We start from the raw sequence: 26,752 nt of genomic DNA on the forward strand, positions 1-26,752 counted from the left end.
TCGCAGAAACTAAAATATATGAGCTTTCGCGTTCAGGCGAAAGCTTATTTTTTGCGTAAAAACGCAAAAAACCATAAATTGAAATTCCTGCGGAATTTCCACCTCATTTGTCATTTGTCCTTTGAAAGTTTGTCATTTGAAATTATTTTGCAACTATATTAACAAGTCTTCCTTTTATTACAATAACTTTAACTATATTCTTTCCTTCTGTAGCTTTAACTATATTTTCATCTTTAAGAGAAATTTCTTTTATTTCATCTTCAGATGCATCTGACGCAATAGTTACTTTTGATTTTATTTTTCCGTTTACCTGAATTGCAATTTCAACTTCATCTTTAACAAGTGCTTTTTTATCAAAGTCAGGCCATTTTTCATTAAAGATTGATGTATTATGTCCCATAAGATTCCACATTTCTTCTGAAAAATGAGGTGCAAATGGTGCTAATATCTTTATAAGATCATTAACGGTATCAGTAAGTAGTGATGCGTTTATATTCTTTGATTGAGTATATTTATTTAATGAATTTACAAATTCCATTATTCTTGCGATTGATGTGTTAAATTGCATCTTCTCAGCATCTTCGCCGCATCCTTTTATGCTTGAATTTCTCCAGTAGTTTAATTCTTTTTCATCAGATGAGATTGAATCATTTTTTCCTTTATTTTGATCAATTAATTCTTTGCAAGATTCAATAATTCTTTCCATTCTGTCAACGAACTTAGAAATTGATTTAATTCCATCATCGCTCCATGCACCACCTTCTGAATATGCAAAACCAAATTCAAGGTACATTCTAAATACATCAGCACCATACATCTTTATATATTTATCAGGTGAAATTGTATTTCCTTTTGATTTACTCATTTTAAGTCCGTCTGGTCCAAGAATTAAGCCTTGATGTCTTAAACTTAAGAATGGTTCATCAAATTTTAAGTATCCCATATCTCTTAAAGCTTTAGTTACAAATCTTGCATATAATAAATGCATACATGCATGTTCTGGTCCACCTACATATTTATCTACTGGAAGCATCTTGTTTATTATTTCAGGATCAAAAGGCATATCAGCATTTTTGTTATCAGGATATCTTAAGTAATACCATGAAGAACATACAAATGTATCAAGTGTATCAGGATCTCTTTTTGCAGGTCTTCCACAAACAGGACAAGTTGTATTCATAAATTTCTCTGACTTACTAAGAGGTGATTTTCCATCAGGAGTAAATTCAACATCATATGGAAGCTCAACTGGTAATTGATCTTCAGGTACAGGAACTATTCCACAGTGATCACAGTGTATAACAGGAATAGGTGCTCCCCAGTATCTTTGTCTTGAAACGAGCCAGTCACGAAGTCTATAATTTACTTTCATCTTTCCGTTTTTCTCTTTTTCAAGTTCTTCAATTAATTTTTTCTTAGCTTCTGTAGTTTCAAGTCCATCAAATTTTCCTGAATTAACTAAATATCCATGTTCACAATAAGGAAGCTCAGGATCAGTATGGTCTTTATTTGTTATTACTCTTTCTATTGGAAGATTAAATTTTGTAGCAAATGCAAAATCTCTTTCATCATGAGCAGGAACAGCCATAACGCATCCTGTACCATATGTAGAAAGAACGTAATCTGAAATCCATATTGGAACTTCACGTCCGTTTATAGGATTTATAGCATAAGAACCAGTAAATACACCGCTTTTTTCTTTAGTTATAGATTGTCTTTCTATTTCTGACTGTTTTGCAGCATATACTTTATAATCTTCGACAGATTTTTTATTTTCGTCAGTAGTTAATTTGTCTACTAATTTATTTTCTGGAGCAAGAACTACATATGTAACTCCGTTTAATGTATCTGCTCTTGTTGTAAATACTGAAAAATCTAAATCTGAATCTTTAACTTTAAATTTAACTTCTGCACCATAAGAACGTCCAATCCAATGTTTCTGCATTGCTTTAGTTTTTTCTGGCCAGTCTAAAGTATCAAGTTTATCTATAAGTTCATCTGCATAATCAGTTATTTTAAAGAACCACTGAGTAAGATCTTTTCGTACAACTTCTGTTCCACATCTTTCACAGCATCCATCAACAACCTGTTCATTTGCAAGAACTGTGTTACATGAAGGACACCAGTTTACAGGTGCATTTTTTCTGTATGCAAGATTATGTTTATATAATTGAAGAAATAACCATTGAGTCCATTTATAATATTCAGGCATACATGTTATAACTTCATTTTCCCAGTTGAACATTGCACCCATTGATTTTAACTGTTTTTCCATTGTATCAATGTTTTTAAGAGTTGAATCTTTTGGATGAATTCCTGTTTTTATTGCATAGTTTTCAGCAGGAAGTCCGAAAGCATCAAAGCCCATTGGTTGAAATACATTGTATCCATGCATTCTCTTAAATCTTGCCCATGTATCAGCAGGTGCATAATTAAACCAATGTCCTGCATGAAGCTGAGCTCCTGATGGGTATGAGAACATTTCAAGAGTATATAATTTTTTGTCTAATTTACTAGGATCAAACTTATAAGTTTTGTTTTCTTCCCATATTTTCTGCCATTTAGCATCAATATTAGTTCCGTATTTTTCCATTTAAAAAACCTCCTATAATATAAAAAAAGCTTTCATCTCATAATTGAAGAGACGAAAGCGTAATTTCCGTGGTACCACTCTAATTTAGAAGAAAAATCTTCCCACTTAAAAAATTTTAACGGTATTACCGTACTTGTTTTGCAAGTAAGCTCATAAGATAAGTTCATATAATAATAGTACCGGCTCACAGCATTATACCGGCTCTCTGAAACTATTTTAGAATATTACTACTTCTAATCATAGCTTTATATTAAATTTAACCATATTATATATTAATGTAATAACAAAAGTCAAATTATTTATTATATTTTTTAAAATACATAATAATTGAAATATTGTATATTTTGATATAATATGGAAGGGTAAATATATGAACAAGGGGGATAAAAAATGGATTTATCTTTTGATATGAAAATAGTCCAGAAACAGAAACTTACTCTTACACCTAAGATGAAACAGAAGATAGAAATTCTTCAAATGTCAATGTATGATTTAAGCGAAAAAATAGATGCTGAATTTCAGGAAAATCCTGTAATAGAGATAGATGAAAATTATAAAAAAAATGATGATTTCATGAAGATGTCAGAAAAAATAACGGATGAATATGTGTCACCATTTAATTTTATAGAAAAAAAGAAATCGTTGTCTGAATATCTATATGAACAGATATATGAGGAAAACATAGAGAAAACATATAGAAAAATTTGCATATACATAATAGATTCAATAAATAGTGATGGCTATTTAAAAACATCTTTAGAAGAAATAGCAGAAAAAACAAAAAGAAGTAAGGATGAAGTTTTACATGCTTTAAAAATAGTTCAAAATCTTGAGCCTTTTGGAATTGGAGCTCGCAGCATAAAAGAGTGTTTAATAATTCAAGCAGAAAAATTATTAATATGTGATGAAAATATGAGAAAGATAATAAATAATTATCTTGAAGATATATCAAAATCTAAATTCAAACCGATTTCAGAAAACCTTTTGATATCAGAAAAAGATGTTCAAAGATATTCTGACATGATAAAAAAGCTGGAGCCAAAACCTGCAAGAGGATTTTACACGGGTGATGAAACAGAATTTGTAATTCCAGATGCGAAAATAAAAAATTTAGATGGAAATTTGATAATAATAATGAACGATTCTCTTATTCCGCATTTATCAATAAACGAAACTTATAAAAGTATTTTGAATGAAAAAGAAAATAATGAGACAAAAAAATACATAAAAAAGAATCTTAATAAAGCATTTTTTTTAATGAAAGCGATAGATGATAGAAAGACAACAGTTTATAAGATATTAGAATGTCTTTTAAAAAAGCAGAGAGACTTTTTTAAAAAAGGAAAAAAATACATAAAACCACTCAATTTAGTAGATGTATCAGATACTATAGGTATGAATGAATCTACTGTAAGTAGGGCTATTAAAGATAAATATATTTTGACTGAATTTGGAACAATAAGAATAAAATATTTGTTTGCACAAGGTTTTAATAACAAAGCTGATTTATCTAAAAATAGTATAAAGAATAGAATAAAGGACATTATAGATTCAGAAGATATAAAGAAGCCTTTTTCGGATCAAAAAATAGCAGATATACTAAAAAAGGAAAATATAAAAATATCAAGAAGAGCGGTTACAAAATACAGGGAGCAGCTTTTGATAAAATCTTCCCATGAAAGAAAAAGAGTATAATATTTAACAAAAATATGCATTGTTTTTTATCATAATGTTAATTATTTAACAGAAACACTTGAAAAAAATTTAAAATGCATATATAATTTTAAATAGAAAATTAATACTAATGTTCGTGTGAAGGAAGCGGGAGAGTTATTATTTTGTAATACACCGAAGAAGCAAATCTTTCAGGTCGATGGACCGTTTCTGGACGAAACTCTGGAGAGACTTAGGTTTTCTAAGCGCCGAAGGAGCAAGGCATATTTTTTATATGCTGAAACTCTCAGGTAAAAGGACAGAGGATAGGAAGCTATTTTTAAGAAGCGTTCGCTTTCTATTCTCCTCCAAAATAAATTTTAGGGGGATATTTTTTTATGACACTAACAAATTCATTTTTATCAGCGAGCATAATGTCATCTGCACAGTCTTTTTTTGGTGCAATAGATGATTTTATATGGGGACCGCCGCTATTAATTCTATTAGTAGGGACAGGTGTGTATCTTACACTTCGTCTTAAACTTCTACAAATTTTCAAACTTCCACTTGCTTTAAAATACGTATTCGGAAAAGACAGTAGAAAAACTGATGAAGAAAATGGTGATGTATCAAGCTTTGCAGCTTTATGTACAGCACTTTCAGCTACAATAGGTACAGGTAATATCGTAGGAGTTGCAACAGCAATAAAACTCGGAGGACCTGGAGCTCTTTTTTGGATGTGGATTGCAGCCTTTTTTGGAATTGCAACTAAGTATTCGGAATCACTTCTTGCAGTTAAATACAGAGTTAAAGGTGAAAACGGAGAAATGTGTGGAGGACCTATGTATTATATACAAAACGGTCTTGGAATGAAGTGGCTTGCAAAATTATTTGCGTTTTTTGGAATAGGAGTTGCCTTTTTTGGAATAGGAACATTTACTCAGGTAAATTCTATTTCAGCAGCAGCTGAAACTTTTAATATACCTAAGATATTTACAGCAGTTGTAGTTACGCTACTAGTTGCACTTGTTACTCTTGGAGGAATAAAGAGAATATCAAAAGTTGCAGAAAAGATGGTTCCATTTATGGCAATTGCTTATGTACTTGGTGCTTTTGTTGTAATTTTATTTAACATTTCAAACGTTCCGTCTGCAGTTTCTTTAATAATAAGAAGTGCGTTTAACCCACAGGCAGTAGGAGGAGCACTTTCTGGTACATTAATTTCAGTAGCTATAAAAAGTGGTGTTGCAAGAGGAGTATTCTCAAATGAATCAGGACTTGGTAGTGCACCAATAGCAGCAGCCGCAGCAAAAATTAAATCACCTGCAAAACAGGGACTTATTTCTATGACAGGAACATTCTTTGATACAATAATAGTTTGTACAATGACTGGACTTGTAATAGTATTAACAAGCGGCACTACAGGAGTGTTTGAAGTTGGTGCTACAATTGAAGGAGCAGGACTTACAACAGCAGCATTTGAAGCTGGTATACCCGTTGCAATTTTTGGAAAATACATTGTTAATATAGGACTTTTATTCTTTGCATTTACAACAATACTTGGATGGAACTATTATGGAGAAAAATGTATCCAGTATTTACTTGGAACAAAGTCTATAAAACCATATAAAATAATATACATAATTCTTGTTGCTATAGGACCATTTTTATCATTAGAGCTAATATTTACAGTAGCAGATATAGTAAATGGATGTATGGCTATTCCAAACCTTATCGGACTTATTGGACTTAGAAAAGTAATAATAAGTGAAACTGAAAAGTTCTTTAAAGAACTTAAAGATGAAAAAAACGATACTGAAATTTTAGAAGCATAGAATAAAAAACATGGAGCTGTCGTACTAGCAATTAAAAATTGCTATCGGCATGCTCCTTTTTTATACATTTATTCTTGCTATTATAATTTTTGATACGATAAATCTTATGCATGCCTTTTTTTATTTTTAGGTTATTAAATTAAGTAAGTAAATAATATACTATAGTGTAAATAAAAAGTACTGTTTACGGAGGAGCGGCATGGAATTAGAATCACAAATAGAACTAGACAAAATAGAGAAAAGGAATTTTTCTGCAAAAATAAAGCAGTCAATTAAAATACTCAAGATGTCTATGTATGATTTAAAAGTATACGTTAATTTAGAGTATATTAATAATCCCGCACTTGAAATATATGAAAAAGAGAATGTATCAGCTAAAGAGAAAGAGATTAATATTAAACCATACCTTTTTTTAGAACAGCATAGATCACTTAAGAAATTTTTAATTGATCAACTTAGAGAACTTAATCTTGATAAAAGATATTTAAAATCATGTAAATATATAGTAAAGCTATTAAATGGAAATGGATATCTTGATGTGAAACTTACAGATATAAATATGGAAATTGGTATACCTTTAGATATTTTAAAAAAATCTTTAGATATAATTCAGTCACTTAAACCGTATGGTATTGGAGCAAGAAATCTTAAAGAGTGTCTTCTTATTCAGATGAAAAAACTTGGCGTTAATAATGATAAAATAAAAAAGATAGTAAAATATCACCTTTCAGATGTAGGAAGTGGAAGATTTGATTTAATAGCAAAAGATCTTTCAATTAAAAGTAGTGAAGTAAAAAAATATGTGGAATTCATAAAAACTCTTGAACCAAAACCATCAAGAGGCTTTTATACATGTAAAGAAGCAAGTTTTATAATACCAGATGCAGAAATGAAATTTGTTAATGGAAAAATTAATATTGTTATGAATGATGATTCGGTTCCGTCCCTTAGCATAAATAAGTCCTATGAAAAGGTTTTAAAGACGAGAAAAAAGAATTTTAATAAAAAATATTATGAAGTAGAAGATGAAATAAATATGGCTTATGATATTATACGCGATATAAAAAATAGACGAAGAATATTATATAATATATTAAAATATATTGGAAACTCGCAGGAAGAATATTTTATGTATGGTAAAGATAAAATAAAAAAAATAAGTATAGATAAATTATCATTAGAAATAAGAATTGATAAGTTTATCATAAAAAATGCTATTAAAAATAAATCGATAGTTACTAAATACGGAATAATTAAACTTGAGAAAATAATTGATATTTGAAATAAAATTCATATATTAGTATAATATATAAAAACGTTATAGTATAAAAAGGAGAGTTAATGTGTTTATATTACTTATCTTAGTTCTTATAACAGTTGTACTTAATATTATTTTTTCTCTTTCTCTTATTTTTATAGAAAGAAGAGATCCACCCACAACATGGGCATGGCTTTTTATAATGATTTTGATGCCTGGGCTTGGATTTATAATATATCTTCTTTTAGGACAGAATTTAAGTCGTCAGAAGCTTTTTAAAGAGAAAACAAAAATAGATGAGATAAGAAGGATAAAACCTAATTCAAAATTTTACAGTATAAATCATAGTCATGATGGTGGTTTTAAGTATATTGATTTAAGAAGAATGAATTATAGAAACAATGGCTCTCTTTATACAATAAACAATAATGTAAGGTTGTTTTATGATGGAAAAAGAAAATTTAAACAACTTATATCGGATATAAAAAATGCTAAAAAATTTATTCATGTAGAATATTATATTTTTAGAAGAGATAATCTAGGTTTAGAGATTATAGATGAACTTACAAAAAAGGCTAGAGAAGGTCTTGAAGTAAGAATTCTTGTTGATAGTATGGGTTCTTATAAATTAACTAGAAAAAGTCTTAAAGAATATTTAAATGCAGGAGGAAAGTTTTCTATATTTTTCCCAGGAATATTTCCTCATATAAATACACGAATAAATTATAGAAATCATAGAAAAATAGTTGTAATAGATGGAAAATATGGCTATGTAGGAGGCTTTAATATTGGAGATGAGTATATAGGAAAAGATCCTAAAATAGGCTTTTGGAGAGATACTCATGTAAGAATTCAAGGAGAGGCTGTAAGTGATTTAAGTGAGAGATTTTTGCTTGATTGGTGCTATGCATCAGGAGAGAAGATAGATAAATATGAAAATTATTTTAATAAGGATATAGACATTGTAGGGGACACAGGAATTCAGATCGTAACAAGTGGTCCTGACCACAATGAAGAATATATAAGAAATTCCTATCTTAAGATTATAAATAATGCTAAAAAAAATCTATATCTTGAGACTCCATATCTTGTACCAGATATAACCATGCTTGAAACTTTAAAGATATCAGCACTTTCAGGAGTAGATGTACGTATTATTATACCTGGAAATCCTGATCATTTCTTTATGAAATGGGCAGCAAGTTCATATATAGGAGACCTTCTAAATGCTGGAGTAAGAATCTACAGCTATGAGAATGGTTTTATACATGCGAAAACAATAGTTTCTGACAGCATAATTTCAAGTGTTGGAACTGCAAACCTTGATATACGAAGTTTTAAGCTTAATTTTGAAGTTAACGCAGTCATTTATGATGATAGAGTTTCAATAAATATGGAAGATCAATTTTTTAAAGATATTGAAAATTCAACAGAAATTACGATTGATATATATAATAAGAGAAGTAGGCTTCTTAGGATACAAGAATCTCTTGTTAGGCTTTTATCGCCAATTTTATAAAAGCGTTAAAAAATTTGACATATGTTATTTATTTGATATAATAATAACAAGATTATTTTCAGAAAGGAAAAAGATAAATGGAATCTAACATTAAAAAAATATCAGTTTTAGTAGAAAAATTTTATAATGTCTTTTATTTTATGTTCTGGGGCTATTATTATTGCGCTGGCTATTTTTTCTGCAAAAAAACTGAATATGAATTTTTAATGAGTGATCCTTTATTATGAAAATTGTAAGGAAATAAGATTAAATTTATTTTATAGTATATATTTAAGACTCATTATATTTATATAGTGAGTCTTTTTTTTATAAAAAACATAAAAATTAGGAGGAAGAAAAAATGATAATAATACTTAACAAAAATGCGGACAAAAATGAAATTAAAAAACTCGTAGCTCAGATTGAAAAGAAAGGATTAAAGGTAAACATAGTTCACGGTGCAGAAACGAATATTATTGGACTTATTGGAGATACAAGCACAGTTGATGCAGGACAGATAGAATCAAATAGAGTAGTTGAGAAGGTTATGCACGTTCAAGAACCTTTCAAAAAAGCAAATAGATTATTCCACCCTGATGATACAGTAATAGATATAATGGGACAAAAAATTGGTGGAAAGAAGATAGCAATGATTGCAGGACCTTGTTCTGTTGAAACAAGAGATCAGATAGTTTCAATAGCAGAGGATGTTAAAAAGATAGGTGCAGGATTCTTAAGAGGAGGAGCATTCAAGCCAAGGACTTCACCATACAGCTTCCAAGGATTAGAATACGAAGGATTAAATCTTTTAAAAGAAGCTAGAAAAGAAACAGGTCTTCCAATTGTAACTGAAATTATGAGCCCATACGATATAGAAAGATTCGTAGAAGATGTTGATGTAATTCAAGTCGGTGCAAGAAATATGCAGAACTTTGAACTTTTAAAAGAGCTTGGAAAGATAGATAAGCCAATTTTATTAAAGAGAGGATTATCTGCAACAATAGAAGAACTTTTAATGAGTGCTGAATATATAATGGCAGGCGGAAATGAAAAAGTAATATTATGTGAAAGAGGAATAAGAACATTTGAAACTTACACAAGAAACACTCTTGATTTAAGTGCAATTCCTGCAATTAAAAAATTAAGTCATCTCCCAGTAATCGTAGATCCAAGCCATGCAACAGGAAAGTACTGGATGGTAGAACCTCTTGCAAAAGCTGCTGTAGCTGTTGGTGCAGATGGACTTATAATTGAAGTTCATAACGATCCTGCTAATGCTTTATGTGATGGTGCACAATCAATAAAACCTGCTAGATACGAAAAGATATTTAATGAATTAAAAGTAATAGCAAACGCTGTTGGAAGAGAAATCTAAAATTAAGAAATAATCTTGCAATATAGCATAGTTTTGTAGTAATGTTAATAAAGAGAATCTATATCATAAAAGAGGCTTATAGCTTATAAATTTACGATGCAGATACCGAATTTTTTAATTAATATGGGGTGAAAAATGGGAGAATATAAAATTAATCCACAAAAGTTAAAGGGTGAAGTTAAAGTTCCACCATCAAAAAGCATGGCTCATAGAGCAATAATCTGTGCAGCATTATCTGAAGGCGAGAGCATAATTAAAAATGTAGATTTTTCAGATGATATTAAGGCAACATTAGATTCTATGATAAAGCTTGGTGCAAAGGCGAGTGTCAAAGAAGATACACTTTATATAAAAGGTATATCTAAAGATTCAGAATTAGGCGATAAAGAAGTAGTTATAGATTGTAATGAATCAGGTTCAACTTTAAGATTTATTGTACCTATAGCACTTATGAGATATGGAAAAACTAAGTTTATAGGAAGAGGAAATTTAGGAAAAAGGCCGCTTAAAACATATTATGATATATTTGATTTACAAAATATAAAGTATTCTCATAAAGAAGGCGTTCTTGATTTAAAAACAGAAGGACAGCTTAAAAGCGGTATATTTAAAGTAAGAGGAGACATAAGTTCTCAATTTATAACAGGACTTCTTTTTGTTCTTCCACTTTTAGATGGAGATTCAAAAATAGAGATAACAACTAACATGGAATCAAAAGGTTACATAGATATGACTTTAAAAGCTATAAAAGATTTTGGAGTTACTATTGTAAACAATGATTATAAAGAATTTATAATAAAAGGAAATCAAAAATACAAAAATAAAGATTATAAAGTTGAAGCAGATTATTCACAAGCTGCATTTTACCTCTGTGCTGATGCATTAAATAATGAAGTATATGCAGATGATCTTTCTAAAGATTCACTTCAAGGAGACAAGGAAGTTATAGATGTTTTAGAGAGAATGGGAGTTAAGTTTTCTTATAAAGATTCATCTTTAATAGGAAAAGTAAGTGGCACTTTAAAAGGAACTGTCATTGATGGTTCACAGTGTCCTGATATAATTCCTGTTTTAGCACTTGTATGTGCTCTTTCAGAAGGAAAATCTAAGATAATAAATGCAGAAAGATTAAGAATAAAAGAATGTGATAGATTAAAGGCTGTAACTGAAGAATTAAATAAACTTGGGGCTGATATTAAAGAAACAGAAGACGGACTTATAATAAATGGGGTTTCATCTTTAAAAGGAGGAACTACAGTATGGAGTCATAAAGATCATAGAATTGCAATGACTCTTGCAGTTGCAGCTACAGTATGCAGTGAGCAGATAGTAATAAAAGATTATGAATGTGTATCAAAATCTTATCCAGATTTTTGGAAAGATTATATAAGTCTTGGGGGTTGTATTAATGAGTGGAATGATAGGAAATAAATTAAAAATATCAATTTTTGGGGAATCGCATGGGGTCGCTATAGGAATTACTATAGATGGCCTTCCATCTGGTATAGAACTTTCTTATGAAGAAATTTTAAAAGAGATGGCAAGAAGAGCGCCAGGAAAAAGTGCTCTTTCAACTAAGCGAAATGAAAGCGATACTCCTGAAATATTAAGTGGATTTTTTGAAGGAAAAACAACAGGAACACCTCTTTGTGCGATAATACGAAATAGTGACCAGCATTCAAAAGATTATGGAAAGCTTAAAGATCTTATGAGACCTGGTCATGCAGATTATACAGGTTTTGTTAAGTATAAAGGGTTTAACGATTATAGAGGAGGAGGACATTTCTCAGGAAGAATTACTGCTCCACTCGTATTTGCAGGAGCTATAGCAAAACAAATATTAGAAAAAGAGAAAATCACAGTAGGTGCTCATATTAAGAGCATTGGAAGTGTAGCTGACAAAAGTTTTAATGAAGTAGAACTTACAAAAGAACTTTTAAAAAAGCTTTCATTGTCTGAACTTCCTCTTTTAAGCTCTGATAAAGAAGAAAAAATGAGAAATGAAATTATTGAAGCTAAAAATAATTTAGATTCAGTAGGTGGAATTATCGAAACATCTGTAATCGGGATAAAACCAGGAGTAGGAGATCCATTTTTTGATTCTATAGAATCAACTCTTTCACATCTTTTATTCTCTGTTCCTGCAGTAAAAGGTGTTGAGTTTGGTCTTGGTTTTGAAATGGCTAAGATGCATGGTTCTAATGCAAATGATGAATATTATTATGATAATGATGGAAAAGTTAAAACATATACTAATAATAATGGGGGAATATTAGGAGGCATAACAAATGGAATGCCGATACTATTTAAAGTAGCGATAAAACCTACTCCTTCAATTGCAAAAAAACAGAGGACTGTAGATATAAGTACAAACAAAGACTCATATCTTGAAGTAGAAGGAAGACATGACCCATGTATTGTACAAAGAGCAGTTCCAGTAATTGAAGCAGTTACTGCAATCGGTATTTTAGATCAGATTTTATTAAATAAATAATAATTTAGAGGTGGAATTTTTAGATGTCAGATATAAATAATCTTAGAGTAAAAATTGATGAAATAGATAAAAAACTTACAGAACTATTTGAAGAGAGAATGGAGATTGTTCTTAAAGTATCAGAATATAAAAAGAAGAATTCAATTCCTGTTACAGATTCAAAGAGGGAAGATGAAGTAATAAGAAAGAATATAGATAGACTTCATAATAAAGATTATGAAGCTGATATCAAAAAATTCTATGTATCTCTTATGGATATAGCTAAGGGTATAGAGCATAGGAAAATAGATAAAAAGTAGCAGTAAAAAGGGGGATATATTATGGACTTTTATGGACTTTTTGGTGAGAAATTAGGGCATAGCCTTTCACCTGAAATACATAATACTTTTTTTAAAATCTGCAATATTGAAGGTGCATATAAGCTTTTTGAAGTAGAAAAGGAAAATCTTAAAGATGCAGTTTTAGGACTTAAAGCATTAAAGATAAAGGGAGCTAATGTAACAATTCCTTATAAAGTTGAGATAATGAAATATCTTGATTTTATATCTGACGAAGCTAAGAAAATAAAAGCTGTGAATACAGTCTGCCTTAAAGACGGAAAGCTTTATGGATATAATACAGATTACTTTGGATTTAGCGATATAATAAGGAAGAATAATATAGATATAGATAAAAAAACAGCAATGGTTCTTGGAAATGGTGGGGCATGTAAAGCTGTAATTACATATCTTTTAGATAATAATATAGAAAAAGTATATTTAATTTCAAGAAGAAAGAATACTGAAAATGATTTTGATGATAATAGAGTAATACTTAAAACGTATGATGAAATTTCAGATATTAAAGGAAAAGTTTTAATAAATACAACTCCTGTAGGAATGTATCCAAACTGCGGTAAAAGCGTAGTTGATGAGGACATAATACGTAATTTTGATGTGCTTATTGATATTGTATATAATCCAGCAGAAACTGAATTCTTAAAGATTGGAAAAAAACTTAATAAAAAGGTTTATGGCGGTATGACAATGCTAATAGGTCAGGCTATTAAATCTGAAGAGATATGGCAGGAAAAAGAATTTAGTGATTCTTATGTAGAAAATCTTTATAAGAAGTTTAAGGATAGGTTTTAATTATGAAAAAAAGTAATGTTTTACTTATAGGAATGCCAGGATGCGGGAAAAGTACAGTAGGAAAGATAGTAGCCAAATATCTTAACATGGATTTTATAGATATGGATGATTATATAGAAAAAGAATCGGGCACAAGTATACCAAAATTATTTGAAAAAGGTGAAGAGTATTTTAGAGACTTAGAGAGTAGTGCGTGCAAAAAACTTTCATTATCTAAAAACACAATCATATCAACAGGTGGAGGAGCAATTAAGAGAAAATCAAATATTGATGTATTTAGAGAAAATAGTATTGTGATTTTCATTGATAGACCACTTGATATTTTAATTAATGATGTTGATATAGATAAAAGACCGCTGCTTAAAGAAGGAAGAGAAAAAATAGTAAATCTATATAAAGAGCGTTATAATTTATATGTCAATTATTCTGATGTAATTGTAAAAAATGATGGGACAATAAATAAGATAATAAGCAAATTAAAAAAAGCAATAGTAAAAGTAAAAGAGGCGTAATATATATGAAGATACTTGTAATTAATGGACCTAATATAAATATGGTAGGGGTAAGAGAAAAACAAATTTATGGAACACGTTCTTATGATGAGATTTGTAAATTTATAAAGTCAGAAGGAGAAAAAATGGGGCATGAGGTTACTCTTTTTCAGAGCAACTGTGAAGGAGAAATAATAGATGAGCTCCAGAAGGCATATTATGAAAAGTATGATGGAATAGTAATTAATCCAGGAGCGTATACGCATTATAGCTATGCAATCCATGATGCTATAAAAGGAATAAATATAGATACAGTTGAAGTACATTTATCTAATATACATAAGAGAGAAGATTTTAGAAGAAAATCAGTTACTGCACCTGCATGTATAGGACAGTTATGCGGGTTTGGTGAAAATGGATATATTCTTGCGATGAAAGCATTAGAAATGAATAAATAGGGGGAAATAAAATGAAAATTGCTGTTACAGGTCTTGGGGTTGTAGGCGGATCGTTTGCAATGGCGTTAAAAGAGGCAGGGTTTTGTGATGTATACGGAATTGATATAGATAAGGTAACTTTAAAAAAAGCAGAAGATTTAAAAATAATAAAAAAAGGATATCAAGATGGAAAAGATATCTTAAATTCATGTGATCTTGTAATAATTGCTCTTTATCCTGAACTTATTGAAAAGTTTATAAAGGATAATAAAAATAATTTTAAAGAAGGAGCAGTTATAACTGATGCAACAGGAATAAAGAGACCTTTTATTGATAATATAGTAAAACTTCTTCCCAAAAATATAGACTTTGTTTTTGGCCATCCAATGGCAGGAAGAGAAAAAAAAGGAATAGATTTTGCGAGTAGTAATGTATTTAAAGGGGCAAACTATATAATAACTCCTATAGAAATAAATAAATCTGAAAATATTGATAAAATAGAAAATTTAGCCTTTAAGCTTGGTTTTAAAAGTGTAAAAAAGATTACACCTAAGGAGCATGATGAACTTATAAGCTATACAAGTCAGCTCCCACATTCAATCGCAGTAGCGCTTATTAACAGCGATAAAGAAGGAAGAGATACTGGGAAATTTATTGGAGATAGCTATAGAGACTTAACAAGAATAGCTAATATAAATGAAGACTTATGGTCAGAACTTTTTATTGGAAATAAAGATAATCTTTTAAATTCAATTGATAATTTTGAAATCGAACTTAATAAACTAAAAGACGCTATTAAAAAAGATGATAAAGATGCTTTAAAGAAACTTTTTATAAAATCAACTAAAAGAAGAGAAAAATTATAATATTGTTATGATATGTCATAAAATTGCCATAAAATGATTGTATATTTTATTGTGGAATAGTAATATTTTAATGAAGGTGAAGATAATGTCAAAAAATATTTCAAAAAAAATTATAGTTATTACATCGTGTATAGTAGTATTTGCAGTTTGTGCAGTAACAGCACTGCGTTGCACTTTGCTTTATGAGAAGAATATAACGATTATTAACAATAAAATATATTCTAGTATGCTTCCGACAGATAGTTTTAGTAAATATTATACTCCAGAGTTAAAATTTGAGGATACTAATGTTTCTAAAATTAATGATGTATCTATATCACTTTTTGGAGAAAAATTAAAACTTAAAAAAATACTTCTTAAATCGCAGAGGTACTATATTCCTTTAAATGTTATATGTAATAAACTTAAATATAATATGATAAAAGAAGATAGTTCAGTTCTTTTAAGTAAAGATGGACAAGAAATAATATTAAATGATGATACATATAATGATGGTCTTACAACAAGACAGTTAAGAGGAAAGTTATTAACTCAAGGAAAGCATAAATTTATAGCTATTTCAGATATTGAACAGATTTTTAATCTTTTTGCTGTATTTGATTTTGATAATAAGAGCATATCTCTTATACAAAATGTGCCTAAGCAGGATAACGATATTGAAAAGCAGACAAAGCTCAAATTTATGCCTGATCAGAAAGTTGCGCTTATAAGGCTTGAAGATTTTGGATGTGGAGATACAAACACATCATCAAAGAATCAGACAAAGACTAAGATAATGGTAAATTTTCTTTATAATAACAATATAAAATTCCATGTAGGCTGGGTTCCAAGATTTGTAGATCCTTCTGAAAATATAGACAATGATCTGCTTACTATACAGAACATTACAAATGTAGGATTTATAGATGTACTTGACTATATTATAAATAAAGGTGGACAAATAGGAATTCATGGATATACTCACCAAGATGGAGATACAAAGAGTATATCAGGTGAAGAAATGTCGAAGGATATTAATAATACTAAAGAAGATGTTGAAAGAATACTTAAAAATTCTATAAACACTGCATCAGCACTTAATATTCCATATACATTTTTTGAAAGCCCTCATTATAGTTCAACATATCTTCAAAAGAGTGTTGTAAATAAATTTTTCCAATATTCATTTGAACCTTATGATTGGGAGCATAATCAAAATATTTATAAGACAGATACAAATAATTTATACGTTCCTGCACCTTTAGGACGTGTTAAAGATGTTAATGATATGTCTGAGATCTTAGATGGATTTAAAGATGATGATCAAGATAAACTTCATGCACTTTACTATCATCCATCGATTGAGCTTGATTATATAGATTATTCTCTTTCTAATAATAAGATGAATATAAAATATGATGAAAAGTCACCTTTAAAGAAGATAGTAAGAGCGATTGAAGATAATGGGTATACAACAATTCACATAGATGAATTGAAAACAGAAGACGAGGAAGAATAGGACAAGATTGGTTTTTATTTGCGAGTATCTTTTTATTTTGCAGAGGGAAACTAAAAAGTGAAGGGAGTGTTTGTTTATGAAAAAAGGAAGACCATGTATAAACAATCCAATGCAGAAAGGCAAAAGAAGGCAGAAACTTCACGAGATGCAAAATAATGTTGGAGATAAAAATGTGAAGTCCCATTTTCAAAATTTTAATGGAGAAGACATGGACTAAAGGACAAAGGACAAAGGACAAATGACAAATCAGGATGTTTCTGCTCAAAATCGCAGAAACGTAGAATTTATTGAGCTTTCGCTTCAGGCGGAAGCTTTATTTTTTGCGAAAACCTTAATCCAAAGGACAAAGCACAAATGACAAATGACAAATTAGGAAGTTTCTGCTCAGTCGCAGAAACTAAAATATATGAGCTTTCGCTTCAGGCGAAACCTTCGAGTATTTTGCGAGAATCGCAAAATACAATAAATTGAAATTCCGTAGGAATTGCCACCTACTTTGTCATTTGTCCTCGTATAATAGGTTTGTAATAAGAAATTTTCTTATTATAAACCTATTTTTATTATATAGAATAAAGAAAGTGTCTTTTTTCCTATGGGAGTTCTCCCGATATTTTGTTACTCATTCTTATCTGCTTTCTAAATCTATATTTCAAAAAAATATTTATAAAGAATTATCCTAATGTTAAAATATCCGTAATGGAAATTAACAAAGGTTACAGCCGCATTTGTCCTGCAAAACATTATGTTATTGCCTTTAAAGCTTGCTGCCTAATCAGAATATCAAATTCTGCTTACACAAATGTTGCATCTCCTACCGTAGCCGCCAGCAAGGTATTTCGGTTTGGATGAATGCTGATTACGCGAGGGTTCAGTTAATATTCTGAATTAGGATAATTCCTTTTTAACTTCCTTATTATATTTGAAAGGTGGTGATTTTATGAAGAATATAAATTACTTATCAACGCTATTTGTAGGAATTGATATAAGTTCACGAGAAAATGTTGTTTCTGCTTTAAATTTCAATCAAGATTTTTTAATTAAAATGAAAGCGGTCGCGAATACGCAGACCGGTGCAAAGCAGCTTGAAACTATGCTTGTTGATGTATTAAAAAATAATATTTATAGATCTGTAATAATTGGATTAGAATCTACTTCGTTTTACGGAGTTCACATCGCTAATTTTTTATCAACAAGTGAAATATTAATGCCATATAAACCATATGTTTATTGTTTAAATCCAAAGGAGATTGCTAACTACAAAAAATCATTTAATGACCTCAATAAAAATGATGGTATAGATTCATTTGTAATTGCTGATTTTGCAAGGGTTGGGAGAATACATATCGAACCATGGCATGGCTCTCAATATCTTGCTTTGCAAAGACTTACAAGACATAGGCTTCATATAGCAAATTCCTTAACAAGAGAAAAAACCTATATGCTTTCAAATGTATTTCTCAAATTTAGTGAATTTGCTTTATTAGATGATGAAAAGCATCCTTTTTCAGACAAATTTGGAGCAACTGCATCATCAATATTAACAGAATTTTTGTCTACTGAAGATATCGCAAATACTCCCATGGAGGAGCTTGTGAATTTCGTAAATAAAAAAAGCCGAAAACAAATTTCTAATCCTGAACTTACTGTTGAAATTCTGCAGCAAGCGGCGCGAAACTCGTATCGGCTTGATAAATGTTTATATGAACCCCTTACAACTTCTATTGCCTGTTCTTTTAACTGTATTCAGGCATTTCAAAATCAACTAAAAACTATTAACAGAGCTATCGAAAAAACTGTAAAGGGTTTAAATGCTAACGAATATCAAATCTTGATGTCAATCCCTGGATTTGGTCCTGTATACTCTAGTGGTATAATCGCCGAACTAGGTAGCATAAAAAACTTTCCTAACAATGATACCGTTGCAAAATATGCCGGTATCGTATGGAAGGAAAATCAATCCGGTAGTTTTAAAGCTGAAAAAACACCTATGAGCAAAGCTGGTAACAGATATTTGCGTTATTATCTTATAGAAGCTACTACAAGTGTCATAAGACACATTCCGGAATATGAAAAATTCTATAAAAAGAAATACGCTGAAGTTACTACTCATCAACATAAACGAGCACTTGCGTTAACATCTCGTAAATTAATTCGTTTGATTTTTGGATTGCTGGCTAAAAATCAACTCTATTCTGCAGATAGTGTAGATAGATAACTTAATACATAATTTGGCGAACATACATTCCCGCCAGACTGTATGTCTATTAGTGTTGACTTTTTTTATAAAAATTATTCAAAATTATTTTCATTTTTCTCTTGACCTATTACCAAATTGCTTTAACAATTTGTCCTTTGCATGTCCTTTGTATTTAGTATTTGATTTAAACAAAGTATTAGTATAAAATATATACATGACGTATGCAATACAATCTAATACAGGAAGGAGATAGTCGTTTAAAACTAAGTTTAAACGGCGATAAGATGTGCTTGAATTAAAAGATATTTGCTTCAAAGTAGACGATGAAAATAGAGATATATTAAAAAATATAAATCTTAAAATTGACAATTCAAAGTTTATAGTTATTACAGGACCTAATGGGGGAGGTAAGTCTACTCTTGCAAAGATAATATGTGGAATAAAAAAGCCAACCTCAGGAAAAATAATATTAAATGGTGAAGATATAACTGACCTTGATATAACAGAAAGAGCGAAAAAGGGAATAAGTTTTGCTTTTCAGCAGCCTGTAAGATTTAAAGGAATTACGGTTGAAGATCTTTTAAATATAGCATCAGGAAATACTAAAAGCAGAAATCTTTTGAAAAAAGATGTCTGTACATATCTTCGTGATGTAGGTCTTTGTCCAAAAGATTATTTAAGAAGAGAAGTCAACTCAAGTTTATCAGGGGGAGAGCTTAAGAGAATAGAAATAGCAACTATTCTTGCAAGAAATACAAAGCTTTCAATTTTTGATGAGCCTGAAGCTGGAATTGATATATGGAGTTTCAAGAATATGATTGAAGTATTCGAGAAAATGAGAAAAGAAAGTGACGGTTCAATTATGATAATTTCTCATCAGGAAAGAATTTTAAACATTGCAGATGAGATAATTCTTATAGAAAACGGCCAGATAAAAGTTCATGGTGACAAGGATAAGATACTTCCAAAACTTTTATCAGCAGCAGATAGTGTTAAATGTTACAAAGGAGAGAAGTAACGATGGATGATATAGAGAAAAATTTATTAGAGGAGATTTCAGATCTTCATAAGATTCCAGAAGGTGCTTATAATATAAGAGTAAATGGCCAGCCTCTTATGAGAAATTCAACATCTGATATAGAGATAGTGCCTAAAAAAGATGAGCCAGGAATAGATATTTATATAAAGCCTGGTACTAAAAACAAAAGTGTGCATATACCTGTAATTCTTACTAAAACAGGTATGAATGACCTTGTTTATAATGATTTTCATGTAGGAGAAGATGCTGATGTAACAATTGTTGCAGGATGTGGAATTCATAACTGCGGAAATCAAGATTCAGAGCATGATGGAATACATACTTTTTATATAGAAAAGAATGCAAAAGTAAAGTATATAGAAAAACATTATGGCGAAGGCGATGGAAAAGGAGAAAAAATATTAAATCCTAAAACTATCGTGCATATAAAAGATGGCGGATATATGGAGATGGACACATCTCAGATAAAAGGTGTCGATTCAACAAAGAGAGACACAGAAGGAACACTTGCTGATAATGCTACATTAGTAGTAAAAGAGAAGATATTTACTCATGGAAGTCAATTTGCACAGACAAGTTTTAAAGTTGATTTAAATGGTGTAAACTCAAGTACAAATGTAATTTCAAGATCAGTTGCAAAGGATGATTCAAGACAGAGATTTTCAGCTGATATAAATGGAAATTCAAAATGTATGGGCCATTCAGAGTGTGATGCAATAATAATGGATAATGGAAGAGTTGAAGCTATTCCAACTATTTCTGCAAACAATGTAGAAGCAAACCTTATCCATGAAGCTGCTATAGGAAAGATTGCAGGAGAACAGCTTATAAAGTTAATGACACTTGGTCTTACAGAAAAAGAAGCAGAATCTCAGATAGTAAATGGATTCCTTAAATAGATAGTATACTTAAAGGCTACTTATAATAGATTAATAATTTATTATAAGTAGCCTTCTTTATATCTGATTTTATAAAGTATCATTTAAAAACAGTTCAACATATTTAAAAAATATGTAATCACATAGTATTAAAAGCTGTGCTCTTGATTTTATTTCTATATTATGATTCAAAAAAGAGCTTGATATTATGTATAGTGATATGTCACTTAATTTTGATAGAGTGTTATTTCCTATGTCTGTTATGCAGATGATTTTTATATTTTTGCTTTTGGCTACATTTATTGCAGATAGTATCTGCTCTCTTTCACCAGATGATGATATTGCAATTATTAAATCAGAAGAATTCGCATTACTGCTGCACATATACATAGAAGAACTATCACTATATGAGAAGAAATGCTTATTTATACTTTGAAATTTTTGGCATAAGTCAGTAGATATTAATGAATTGTTTCCGAGTGAAAATATATGTATTCTGTTTTTTTCATGTATTAGTTTTGCTACCTTTTCAATAGTAGTTTGATTAATTATATCTATACTCTTTCTTATGTCATTTAAATATATATCTGAACTGTACTCATTTTTTTCACAATCATTTTTTAGTTTGAAATTGAGTGCAACTTTGAATTCTGAAAATCCGCTGAAATTTAACTTCTTGCAAAATCGTTCAATACTAGCAGGTGATGACTTGAGTTTTGTTGCTAAGTCTATAATTTTTATAGAAGATATTTCACTGCTGTGCTTTATACAGTAGTTTAAAATCTCAAGTTCCTTCTTATTTAGGTTGCTGCAATTTAGCGTAAAATTAGATAAACTCATAGTTTAACATACCTTTCTTAATTTGATAAAAAAATTTTCATAAAATGAAAAAAATTCAATAGAGTAAACCGCTTTCTAACTCGTCTTAAAACCTTTTCAGAAAGCATTCTTATGATATAATTATATTTGTTAACAGGAATATTTACAATATTCAATATATATGGCCATTAGATAAAAGAATAGTCTAACAGTCCTTATTTAGGAAAATATTTATTTTTGACCTTAAAGTAAATGTTTGTAAGAAAGCATATATTTACATATTAGTTAGCAAAAACACTTAAGGAGGGAATTTTATGAAAAAAAGAATTAGTTTCTCAGGTTTCCAAAAGTTAGGGAAAGTATTAATGACTCCAGTTATGATACTTCCAATCGCAGGTATTTTAGTTGGAATTGGTTCAGCCTTTTCATCACCGAATGTAATCGCTTCAATGCCTTTTCTAGCAAATTCAGTTTTCATTTTTAATCTCTTAAAAGCGATAGGAAATACAGTATTTACATTTTTACCAATAATCTTCGCTGTATCAGTTGCAGTAGGATATGCAAAGAAAGAAAAAGGAATTGCCGCTCTATCAGCAATGATTGGTTTCTTAGTTATGCATAATGTAATGAATTCACTACTATCTGCATTAGGTAAACTTGATCCAAAAGCATTAAAAACAGGACAAGCACTTGTAATGGGAATTCCAAGTCTTGATACAGGAGTTTTTGGAGGAATAATAGTTGGCCTAATAGTAGTATGGTTACATAATAAATTTTATAATATTGAACTTCCACCAGTTCTTGGAATCTTCTCAGGAACAAAGTTTGTTCCAATGATTTCTATTATCGGATGTTCTATATTAGGAGTAGTAATGGCATTTGTCTGGCCACAAGTACAGACAGGAATATCAGCAATTGGTGAACTAATATATAAGACAGGTGCATTTGGAAGTATAATTTACGGAACATGTGAACGTGCATTAGTACCATTTGGACTTCATCATTTTATTTATACACCATTCTTCTTCACTAATCTTGGTGGATCAATGGCTATTGATGGGGTACAGCAAGAAGGAGCTTTAAATATTTACAAAGCTATGCTTGCATCTAAAACAGCAATGTTTGATATAAACATAAGTAGATTTACTATGAATGGAAAAGTTATATTTGCAATGTTTGGTCTTCCAGGAGCTGCACTTGCAATGTACAGAACTGCTAAACCAGAAAATAAGATGAAAGTAAAAGCACTTATGATAGCTGCAGTAATTCCAGCAATATTCACAGGTATTACAGAACCATTAGAATATGCATTCTTATTCGTTGCACCAGTACTATTTGCAATCCATGCAGGATTTGCAGGACTTGCATATTTAATAACTTATCTTCTACAAGTAAATGTACCAGGCTCTGGTTCATTTGGAGGACCTTTCTTAAGCTTTATATTTAATGGAATAATGCAGTCAGGAAAAGGTTCTAACTGGATTATGATTCCAATAATAGGAATAATATTTTTCTTCTTATACTACTTCACATTCAAGTTTGTAATATTAAAACTTAATTACAAAACTCCAGGACGTGAAGATGCTACATCAGATGAAAAAGCAGAAGTAAAGAAAGTTGATAATGATAAAATTCTAACAGCTATTATTGATGGATTAGGTGGAGCAGCAAACATTTTAAATGTTGATGCATGTTTTACAAGACTTAGAGTTGCTGTAAAAGATAAAACTTTAGTTGCTGGCGATGATAAATGGAAAGAAACAGGAGCAAATGGAGTTGTCCGTCTTAGTGATGGAGTACAGATTATATATGGAAGTAAAGCAGATGTATATAAGACAAGACTTCAAAATATGCTAGGAATGGAGTAGATAGATGTTTAATTTGTTTAAAAAGAAAAATATAGATATAAAAACATGTGCAGCAGGCTGGGTAAGACAGCTAGAAGAAATTAGCGATGAAGTTTTTTCAAAAAAAATGATTGGCGATGGAATAGCTGTTATACCTGAAGATGGGAAGATATATTCTCCTATAGATGGAACAGTTCAGACTGTTTTCCCAACAAAGCATGCTATTGTTATAAAAAGCACAAAAGGGTTCAATTTACTTTTGCACTTAGGAATAAATACTATTTCGCTTAAGGGTGAACCATTTGAAATAAATATAAAAGAAGGTGATAATGTAAGAGATGGAGATTTAATAGGAAGCATGGATCTTGATTTCTTAAAGAAAAAGAATGTAGATTCAACAATAATGATTATATGTATGGATGAAGGAAACGAAGATAATCATTTTATAAAAAGTAGAATGGAAGACGATTATATAGATAATAATGCAGTTATTATGCAAATTGAATAATTAATGAATGATAGAGGTTATTATGGATTTATTAAACGAGATGATACAAAATGTAAAGAATCTGAATAAAAATGATATGGAAATATTAAATTATTCTTTCGAACACATAAAAGATATTGAAAATCTTAAAGTTAAGGATATTGCGAGTGCTACATTTGTTTCATCGGCTACTGTAGTTAGGTTTTGCAAAAAGCTAGGATTTAATGGCTTTCTCGAATTTAAAAATTATATAAAGTTTCAGTTTCAGAAAATGCATAAAGAAAAGATTGACGTATGTATAGAGAAAGATATTGAAAAAACATTTGAGTTTATGAAGCAGTCTTCTTTAGAAGAAGTTGCAAAATTAATAGATAGTGCAAGACGTATAGAATTTTTTGGCACAGGAGCTACAAGCTTTGTCTGTCATCAAGTTGCAAAAATATTAAGAGGACTAGGTCTTATGGCTTTTAGTTATGACGACAACTCTATGATGACAATGCAGGCAGAAACATTAGATAAAAGCGATCTTATCTTAGTATTTTCAGTGTCAGGTGAGACAAGTCAGGTTATAAAAGCTCTAATGGTAGCAAAAGAGAAGCAGGTAAAGATTGTTTCAATAACAGGTTTATCTAATAATACAATATCTCGTTTAGCTGATATAAGTTTTTACACAGGAGTTACTACGTATCAGTTAAATGAAAGAAGTATAAGTTCTCATATAGAGCTTCTGCTTGCAGGAGAGATGATAGTACAGTCATTTATCGGATATAAGAAAAAATTATCGCAAAGCTAATAAATTTCATAATATGAATATTGTTTCAAAATCATTAAAAAGCATTTAAAAGATTGAATATAAAATTATAATAAGAGTATGAAGTTAAGAAAGGATGATATTTATGAAGAAGTTTAATGTAGTAATAGTTGGTGGAGGAAGTACATTTACTCCAGGATTTTTAAAATCATTTGTAAGAATTAAGGATAAATTCCCATTAAAGAAATTAGTCCTTTTTGATATTGATAAAGAAAGACAAGAACCAATAGGAGCAGCTGGAAAGATATTATTTAAAGAATATGCACCAGAAGTTGAATTCTCATATACAACAGATCCTAAAGAAGCATATACAGATATGGATTTCGTATTCATGCAGATGCGTGTTGGAAAATATGCAATGCGTGAAAAGGATGAAAAGATTCCTTTAAAGATGGGACTTATTGGACAAGAAACAGTTGGAGCCGGTGGATTTGCTTATGGACTTAGATCTACTAAGGAAATGATAAAAGCTATTTATGACTTAAGAAAATATTCAAAGGATGCATGGGTATTAAACTATTCTAACCCTGCTGCAATTGTTGCAGAAGCACTTAGAAGAGAATTCCCTAACGATACACACATTTTAAATATATGTGATCAGCCAGAAAACATCATACGTTCAGCAAGTCGTTCATTAAATTGCGACTACAATATAATAGATCCAGTTTACTTTGGACTTAACCATTATGGATGGTTCACTCATTTATATAACAAAGAAACAGGAGAAGATTTATTACCAAAATTAAAGAAGATAATCCATGAAAGAGGATTCCTTCCACAAGATGCAGAACAAAGAGATCAGTCATGGCTTGATACATACGGATTTGTTCAACAGATGTTAGAAGACTTCCCAGATTACCTTCCAAACTCATATGATCAGTATTACTTATACCAGAATCATAAGTTAAGTATCTTAAACCCTGATTTCACACGTACAAATGAAATCCAGGAAGGAAGAGAAAAGAGAGTATTTGAAGAAGCAAGAGAAGTAATTGCTAAAGGAACAACTAAAGGAATTTTAGATATTCATGAAGATGCACATGCAGAATTTATGATAGAAGTTGCAATGTCAATTGCTTATAATAGAAATAACAGATATATAGTTATCGTAGAAAATAATGGTGCAATAAGCAACATGGATGATGATGCAATGGTTGAAGTTGCAGCAGAATTAGGATTTAATGGACCTAGACCACTTGGAGTTGGAAAGATTCCTACATTCTACAAAGGTCTTTTAGAACAACAAGTTGCTTCAGAAAAACTTTTAATAGATGCTTACTATGAACATTCATATGTAAAGGCATTACAGGCATTAACTTTAAATAGATTAATCAATGATGCTGAAAAAGCTAAAGAAGTTTTAGACAAGCTAATAGAAGCAAACAAAGATTATTTCCCACCATTAAACTAAAGAAAAATCGCTCTCTCATTATCAATATATTGTAAATAAAATGAAACTGACGCATAAGAAAACTTCTGCGTCAGTTTTTTCATATTTACAACGATATAACATTAATGTATACTAAAAATAAATACTATATTATCG

The 26,752-nt window shown here is 30.0% G+C and carries 23 protein-coding genes, 1 riboswitch and 1 other annotated feature; of the genes, 21 read left to right on the forward strand and 2 right to left on the reverse strand.

Translation table 11 applies throughout. The annotated features are described in order from the left end of the window. Positions 1-142 precede the first annotated feature (142 nt). Positions 143-2,593 (reverse strand): leucine--tRNA ligase, encoded by a 2,451-nt coding sequence (leuS, locus tag MTX53_RS02385; protein ID WP_244834622.1) that lies wholly within the window; start codon positions 2,591-2,593, stop codon positions 143-145. Positions 2,594-2,637: 44 nt separating this feature from the next. Further along, positions 2,638-2,843 (reverse strand) — a binding site (T-box leader). Positions 2,844-2,983: 140 nt separating this feature from the next. Between leuS and rpoN the strand changes: the two genes are divergently transcribed. The 17 genes from rpoN to MTX53_RS02470 all read left to right on the forward strand — a co-directional run bounded on the left by rpoN (position 2,984) and on the right by MTX53_RS02470 (position 21,263). Further along, on the forward strand, positions 2,984-4,288 hold the full coding sequence (gene rpoN, locus MTX53_RS02390) for an RNA polymerase factor sigma-54 (RefSeq protein WP_244834623.1): 1,305 nt from the start codon (positions 2,984-2,986) through the stop codon (positions 4,286-4,288). A gap of 191 nt (positions 4,289-4,479) precedes the next feature. Continuing rightward, a riboswitch (glycine riboswitch) is annotated at positions 4,480-4,579 on the forward strand. Positions 4,580-4,680: 101 nt separating this feature from the next. Next, the gene (locus tag MTX53_RS02395) at positions 4,681-6,081 is read left to right on the forward strand and encodes a sodium:alanine symporter family protein (protein ID WP_244835443.1); all 1,401 of its coding nucleotides are present in this window, start codon (positions 4,681-4,683) and stop codon (positions 6,079-6,081) included. Positions 6,082-6,280: 199 nt separating this feature from the next. Then, positions 6,281-7,363, forward strand: a complete 1,083-nt coding sequence (locus MTX53_RS02400) for a hypothetical protein (protein WP_244834624.1) — start codon at positions 6,281-6,283, stop codon at positions 7,361-7,363. Between the two features lie 61 nt (positions 7,364-7,424). Continuing rightward, positions 7,425-8,858: a cardiolipin synthase gene (gene cls / locus MTX53_RS02405; RefSeq protein WP_244834626.1), complete on the forward strand. Its 1,434-nt coding sequence runs from the start codon at positions 7,425-7,427 to the stop codon at positions 8,856-8,858. Positions 8,859-9,198: 340 nt separating this feature from the next. Further along, entirely contained in the window at positions 9,199-10,212 is a 1,014-nt protein-coding gene (gene aroF, locus MTX53_RS02410; RefSeq protein WP_244834627.1) for a 3-deoxy-7-phosphoheptulonate synthase, read from the forward strand. Between the two features lie 135 nt (positions 10,213-10,347). Further along, positions 10,348-11,643: a 3-phosphoshikimate 1-carboxyvinyltransferase gene (gene aroA, locus MTX53_RS02415; RefSeq protein ID WP_244834628.1), complete on the forward strand. Its 1,296-nt coding sequence runs from the start codon at positions 10,348-10,350 to the stop codon at positions 11,641-11,643. Then, complete coding sequence (gene aroC / locus MTX53_RS02420) at positions 11,621-12,706, forward strand: chorismate synthase (RefSeq protein ID WP_244834630.1); 1,086 nt, start codon at positions 11,621-11,623, stop codon at positions 12,704-12,706. The genes aroA and aroC overlap by 23 nt, the downstream gene beginning before the upstream one ends. 23 nt (positions 12,707-12,729) lie before the next feature. Next, positions 12,730-13,005, forward strand: a complete 276-nt coding sequence (locus MTX53_RS02425; RefSeq protein WP_244834632.1) for a chorismate mutase — start codon at positions 12,730-12,732, stop codon at positions 13,003-13,005. 21 nt (positions 13,006-13,026) lie between these two features. After that, positions 13,027-13,836: a shikimate dehydrogenase gene (gene aroE, locus MTX53_RS02430; RefSeq protein ID WP_244834634.1), complete on the forward strand. Its 810-nt coding sequence runs from the start codon at positions 13,027-13,029 to the stop codon at positions 13,834-13,836. 2 nt (positions 13,837-13,838) lie between these two features. Beyond that, positions 13,839-14,348, forward strand: a complete 510-nt coding sequence (locus tag MTX53_RS02435) for a shikimate kinase (RefSeq protein ID WP_244834635.1) — start codon at positions 13,839-13,841, stop codon at positions 14,346-14,348. A 5-nt stretch (positions 14,349-14,353) separates the two neighbouring features. Then, positions 14,354-14,785: a type II 3-dehydroquinate dehydratase gene (aroQ, locus tag MTX53_RS02440; protein ID WP_244834637.1), complete on the forward strand. Its 432-nt coding sequence runs from the start codon at positions 14,354-14,356 to the stop codon at positions 14,783-14,785. Positions 14,786-14,796: 11 nt separating this feature from the next. Then, positions 14,797-15,630, forward strand: a complete 834-nt coding sequence (locus tag MTX53_RS02445) for a prephenate dehydrogenase (protein ID WP_244834638.1) — start codon at positions 14,797-14,799, stop codon at positions 15,628-15,630. An 85-nt stretch (positions 15,631-15,715) separates the two neighbouring features. After that, positions 15,716-17,128 carry a DUF2334 domain-containing protein gene (locus tag MTX53_RS02450; protein WP_244834640.1) on the forward strand — a complete coding sequence of 471 codons (1,413 nt, stop codon included), beginning with the start codon at positions 15,716-15,718 and terminating at the stop codon, positions 17,126-17,128. A 76-nt stretch (positions 17,129-17,204) separates the two neighbouring features. Further along, the gene (locus tag MTX53_RS02455; protein ID WP_244834641.1) at positions 17,205-17,345 is read left to right on the forward strand and encodes a clostri-philic family protein; all 141 of its coding nucleotides are present in this window, start codon (positions 17,205-17,207) and stop codon (positions 17,343-17,345) included. Positions 17,346-18,065: 720 nt separating this feature from the next. Continuing rightward, on the forward strand, positions 18,066-19,343 hold the full coding sequence (locus tag MTX53_RS02460) for an IS110 family transposase (protein WP_244834460.1): 1,278 nt from the start codon (positions 18,066-18,068) through the stop codon (positions 19,341-19,343). Between the two features lie 268 nt (positions 19,344-19,611). Beyond that, positions 19,612-20,343 (forward strand): ATP-binding cassette domain-containing protein, encoded by a 732-nt coding sequence (locus tag MTX53_RS02465; RefSeq protein WP_244834643.1) that lies wholly within the window; start codon positions 19,612-19,614, stop codon positions 20,341-20,343. Positions 20,344-20,345: 2 nt separating this feature from the next. Continuing rightward, positions 20,346-21,263, forward strand: a complete 918-nt coding sequence (locus MTX53_RS02470; RefSeq protein WP_244834645.1) for a SufD family Fe-S cluster assembly protein — start codon at positions 20,346-20,348, stop codon at positions 21,261-21,263. 69 nt (positions 21,264-21,332) lie between these two features. On the opposite strand, the gene MTX53_RS02475 is transcribed toward MTX53_RS02470, so the two are convergent. Continuing rightward, a complete protein-coding gene (locus MTX53_RS02475) occupies positions 21,333-22,082 on the reverse strand; it encodes a MurR/RpiR family transcriptional regulator (protein ID WP_244834648.1) in 750 nt (249 codons plus the stop codon). Positions 22,083-22,375: 293 nt separating this feature from the next. Between MTX53_RS02475 and MTX53_RS02480 the strand changes: the two genes are divergently transcribed. The 4 genes from MTX53_RS02480 (at position 22,376) to MTX53_RS02495 (ending at position 26,617) form a co-directional block, all read left to right on the forward strand. After that, on the forward strand, positions 22,376-23,929 hold the full coding sequence (locus MTX53_RS02480; RefSeq protein ID WP_244834650.1) for a PTS transporter subunit EIIC: 1,554 nt from the start codon (positions 22,376-22,378) through the stop codon (positions 23,927-23,929). Positions 23,930-23,933: 4 nt separating this feature from the next. Then, positions 23,934-24,416 carry a PTS glucose transporter subunit IIA gene (locus tag MTX53_RS02485; RefSeq protein WP_244834652.1) on the forward strand — a complete coding sequence of 161 codons (483 nt, stop codon included), beginning with the start codon at positions 23,934-23,936 and terminating at the stop codon, positions 24,414-24,416. Between the two features lie 22 nt (positions 24,417-24,438). Then, positions 24,439-25,188 carry a MurR/RpiR family transcriptional regulator gene (locus MTX53_RS02490; RefSeq protein ID WP_244834654.1) on the forward strand — a complete coding sequence of 250 codons (750 nt, stop codon included), beginning with the start codon at positions 24,439-24,441 and terminating at the stop codon, positions 25,186-25,188. 103 nt (positions 25,189-25,291) lie between these two features. Next, entirely contained in the window at positions 25,292-26,617 is a 1,326-nt protein-coding gene (locus tag MTX53_RS02495; RefSeq protein WP_244834655.1) for a 6-phospho-alpha-glucosidase, read from the forward strand. Positions 26,618-26,752: the final 135 nt, after the last annotated feature.

This window comes from Clostridium sp. BJN0001 (assembly GCF_022869825.1).
GTDB lineage: Bacteria > Bacillota > Clostridia > Clostridiales > Clostridiaceae > Clostridium.